This is a genomic window from Pseudanabaena sp. CCNP1317 (assembly GCF_034931345.1).
Taxonomy (GTDB): Bacteria; Cyanobacteriota; Cyanobacteriia; order Pseudanabaenales; family Pseudanabaenaceae; genus Pseudanabaena; species Pseudanabaena galeata.
Map to the genome: position 1 here is coordinate 1 of NZ_JAYGIF010000130.1, position 4,526 is coordinate 4,526.

The window sequence follows — 4,526 nt, forward strand, 5'->3', positions numbered from 1 at the left end:
CACTTCACAGAAGATTCGCGTGATATCCAAGTGCGATACGATACTGTTCATATTGCTGAGGCTTTTAGTTTGTCAAACCTAGTCTCAGCTTTTCTTTTGCTTTTGTCTACTCTGTCGAACTGACGTTCAATTAGTTTGGTTTGGCGACAGCTAAATGGCTACGCCATTTTGTGTTTTGGTATTAGCTTGTAAGGCGACAACCATAACTGCTATAAACTATCTGGGTCTGCTTGAGGGCGCAACATTATGTTTCTTTTGCGAAAAATATCGATCAGGCTATCGGTTTTATTACTATCAGCGATCGCCACAGGATTATTTAACGCCTGTGGTAACTCTGAGAATGGTAATAATTTCTCTATGCCTGCGAACGATACCACCAAAGTTTCCCCAACACCTACGCCTACAAATACAAATACTACAACGGCAACTCCTGCATCAACTAGCGTCCCTACGTCAAGCCCTAAACCTGCGATCGCTCCAAGTACTTTACCCGAACTAGAAATAAAAGAACTCGAACCTTACAAACATCGTTCGGGGATTTTGGAAATGGATGTACCGAAGGGCTGGAAGCTGATTGATAAAAGCCAAACAGGTGAGTTACTGGTGACTTGGAATGAACAGGCGGGACGAGCGACAATTTCCACCAATATTTTTGTACCGCCGAGCGAAATCCCAGAGAATCGTTTGAGTGATGTTTTTGCGGTAATGATTAAGGGTATGTATGGCGATCAGACTGATTTTGAGATGCGATCGCCTGTAGTTGAGTCAACGGGTAATATCGTGATTGTCTGGACATCGACGGTGACAATTGGCGGTCAGCAAATTAAATTTCAGGCTAATAGTAAATTACAACGTCGTAATAACAAGTTAGCGATTTTAACTTTTGGCGCGATCGAGCCAAGATTTACACAATTAAAAGATTACTTCTTCAGAATATCTAACAATCAAGTTATAAACGCAGAGCTAGCAATCCCTTAGTTCGTTAGTAGTAGCGTCCCAAAGGGGCGCTACTACAAAATATTGAGCTGGTGGGCATAATTAAAACCCAGAGCCAAAACCTGTGGCGCAAGCTGCGCTTGCGCCACAGGTTTTAGGGTTTTACATTTAATTGCAACCAGCTACTTATGCAACTATCGATCGCTATTATTGACGCATTTACTAATCAATCATTTCGCGGTAATCCCGCCGCTACGACATTGGTTGAGCAATTTCCTGAAGATGCTCAAATGCAGCAAATTGCTGCGGAGATGAATCTCTCAGAAACCGCATTTGTTAAGCCTTTAGACAAAAATTCTTCACAAAATCATTTTCAATTGCGATGGTTTACGCCGACCCAAGAAGTACCGCTCTGTGGTCATGCCACACTTGCGATCGCCCATTATTTGCGCGAACTAGAGGTAATTGATCCCCAATTACCTCTCATTTTCTCCACATTGAGCGGCGATTTAGCAATTAGCTTTGAAGAGCAGCTAATTGTGATGGATTTTCCCGCTATATTTTATAAAACTTGCTCAGAGCGATCGCTCCAAGTATTAGCAGAAATATTCTGCGATCACCCCTATCAAGTCCTTGGACAGGCTGAAGATTACTTAACGGTATTATTAGAGTCGGAATCCCTAGTCAAAAACTTTCAGCCGCAATTTGACCTTATCGCCAAATTAGATGGGTTTGGATTTATTATTACGGCGATCGCTGATCCTGAAAGCCCCTACGACTTTGTGTCGCGATTTTTTGCGCCTAAAGCGGGAATTCCTGAAGATCCAGTCACTGGCTCCGCCCATTGCAGTCTCACCCCCTATTGGGCAAACCATCTCGGTAAAAGTGATCTCAAAGCCAAACAGCTATCAGCACGTACTGGTGAGCTTCAAGTTGGCGATCGCGGTACTAGAGTTTTGCTGAAAGGTGAAGCCATAACCTTTTTGCGTGGTCAGATCACCATAAAACCCAAATAAATAAAGGCGGCGCGAAGCGCCGCCTTTATTTAACGTCAGTTCGACGAAAGCGAAAGATGGTAAGAATCGCTTAGCGATTCTTACCATCTTTCGCCATTAGCGGCGTGCTTCGCACGCCGCTAATGGCTATATCGAACTTACGTTTATTTATTTGGGTCAGCAAAACTTGCCTATAGCTTTATAAAGCAATCCTCAAAATCACTAGATTCAGAGTGGATCGATTCCGAGAAATACCACCATAGGGATACGCGATCGCCCTCATCAACAATGATGGAAAGCATTCCTAAATCTAAGTCACGACGACAGGCGGCGATCGCTTCCTGTTGATTCGCATGGATATTGATCGGCAAAAAAGTCTTTCCTAAATAATTAATTCCTTGCTCATCTCCCCACGGCGTTGAGAAATTAGTTATTTGAATTTCAGATAAAGATAGAATAATCATAACTAGCTGACACAGGACGCTCTTCACATCTCCTATGTTCAACTAATTAGCTTTAGCAAACTGTGATGGCTAAATGGTCTAGCTTGTGACAGTTTTAAGTATAAACAAGTGACTGCAATCACCCCTAATACCAAAACAGACAATGGCTAAGCCGTTACCTGTTTTAAAACCCAATAAAAGTGGCGGCGCTTCGCACCGCCACTTTTATACCAATGCACAAAAGTGTTGCCACACTTTTGTGCATTGAAAACCAAACCCAGTGAGGGTTTTAAAAACACAAAATGGCGTAGCCATTTTGTGTTTTGGTATTACTTACGATTGATTAAAGGCAAAAAAGCTCTTACTACAGTCACCTCGTAGGGAATGCTTTCAATTTCTAACCTACCACCATGCAGATCGAGCAGACGCTTAGCGATTGCCAAGCCCAGCCCAGTTCCTTGCTGAATATAGAGCTTTTTCTCAAATTTGATATATGCACCAAAATTAGCAATCTGTTCTGGTTCGATCCCCTGACCATGATCGGTTACACTCAGACAAAATTCTTTGTCATCGTAACTTCCTAAAACATTTACTCCAGTTCCTTCAGGAGAAAACTTGAACCCATTATCAACAAGTTCCTTAACAATTACATTTAAGTAAGAGTCTGAGATTTGAATACTGGCATCTTTAATATCAACATGCAAATCAGAATTACGACCATAGTTCTCGGCAATCTTTTTGGCACAGCTAGAAATCTCAATGTCAACAAAAGTTGCTTTACTATTGCGGATTTGGTTAAGCCATTCCGTATTGTTCTCCGTTGATTCTAACTCGGCATACATCAGAAATTTCTTGACCATTTCATGCATATCCCGCCCCGCGTTCCGAATACGCTTACCAATATCAGGTACTTCATGGGCTTGCATCGCATGATAATTTTTGACCAAAATATCTGCCAAACCCATGACTTCGATCGCAGGGAACAACAACTGGTGAGGTAGTGATTTAGAGATATTGCCACGTAAGTTAGCTAACTCTTGTCTGTAATAACTATTAATTATTTCTTGTTTCTTAAACTGAGCATTGATAGCCCCCAATAGTTCATCCCTAGTAAAAGGTTTAGTCAAATAGTCATCTGATCCCAATTCCATGCCCTGACGAAAATCATTTTTGTCAGATTTGGCGCTGAGAAATATAAAAGGGATTGTCGTTGTCGCTGGATTATTACGGAGAGATGTGATAACTCCATAGCCATCAATTTCAGGCATCATAATATCGCAGATGATCAAGCTAGGTATATGCTGCTGCGCCATCTCTAAACCAGCACGACCATTATCGGCGCTGATCACCATATAACCCTCAGCTTGTAGCATTCTAGAGGTATTTAGTAAGACATTTGGATTATCTTCGATGAGGAGAATTTTTTTCATGCTAGATGGCTAATATCTTTAAGCAACATTATACCGACAGCGATCAATAGTAAATCTAAGATATAACACATAAAAAGTATTAAGATATATCGTTTTTAGTACTAAGTATTAATAACCAAGCGCTAAGATGAGAGGCAATGCTTAGCATTGCCTCTCATCTTAGCGCTTGGCAAATTATTCAGATAGAAGTTCTTCATCAGAAATTGGTAAAACAACTGTAAATTTAGTACCAATATCTAACTTACTTTCTACTGATATTAAGCCACCATGAATATCAACACATTTTTTAACAATTGATAGCCCCAATCCAGTGCCAGGTAATATTCCCACATTTTTACCTCGATGGAACGCACCAAATAAATGTTCTAAATCTTCGTCAGGAATGCCAATGCCATGATCGCTTATGGTAAAGATCGCATGATCTTGCTGTACGGTAAGTTGGAAATCAACTATTTTATTTTGTGGAGAATATTTAATTGCGTTTGTGAGGAGATTAGTTAAGATTTGGCGCAATAGTTTCTCATCCATTTTCACGATTAGGGTTGGCAGATCATTTTGAAAATGAAGATTTTCAATTGATATATTACTTGAAGATCAGAAGTGTTGAATCAAAAGTGAAGAAACACCAAAAATGGATACACTACACCTATCAAAATAGTGATTTCAGCTTAAAATCACTATCCTCCTAAACCAATGTAAGTAGCTAATATTCTCACACATAA

5 protein-coding genes are annotated in these 4,526 nt (G+C 40.5%); 2 read left to right on the forward strand and 3 right to left on the reverse strand.

The genetic code is table 11. From position 1 onward, the window contains the following. The first annotated feature begins 246 nt into the window (after positions 1-246). Entirely contained in the window at positions 247-978 is a 732-nt protein-coding gene (locus tag VB775_RS22385) for a hypothetical protein (RefSeq protein WP_281008552.1), read from the forward strand. A gap of 146 nt (positions 979-1,124) precedes the next feature. Next, positions 1,125-1,952, forward strand: coding sequence for a PhzF family phenazine biosynthesis protein (locus VB775_RS22390; protein ID WP_281008551.1), 828 nt, complete (start codon positions 1,125-1,127; stop codon positions 1,950-1,952). 170 nt (positions 1,953-2,122) lie between these two features. On the opposite strand, the gene VB775_RS22395 is transcribed toward VB775_RS22390, so the two are convergent. The 3 genes from VB775_RS22395 to VB775_RS22405 all read right to left on the reverse strand — a co-directional run bounded on the left by VB775_RS22395 (position 2,123) and on the right by VB775_RS22405 (position 4,332). Beyond that, positions 2,123-2,395, reverse strand: a complete 273-nt coding sequence (locus VB775_RS22395; RefSeq protein ID WP_281008550.1) for a hypothetical protein — start codon at positions 2,393-2,395, stop codon at positions 2,123-2,125. 308 nt (positions 2,396-2,703) lie between these two features. Continuing rightward, the gene (locus VB775_RS22400; protein WP_281008549.1) at positions 2,704-3,804 is read right to left on the reverse strand and encodes a response regulator; all 1,101 of its coding nucleotides are present in this window, start codon (positions 3,802-3,804) and stop codon (positions 2,704-2,706) included. A gap of 174 nt (positions 3,805-3,978) precedes the next feature. Further along, a complete protein-coding gene (locus tag VB775_RS22405) occupies positions 3,979-4,332 on the reverse strand; it encodes a sensor histidine kinase (RefSeq protein WP_281008548.1) in 354 nt (117 codons plus the stop codon). Positions 4,333-4,526: the final 194 nt, after the last annotated feature.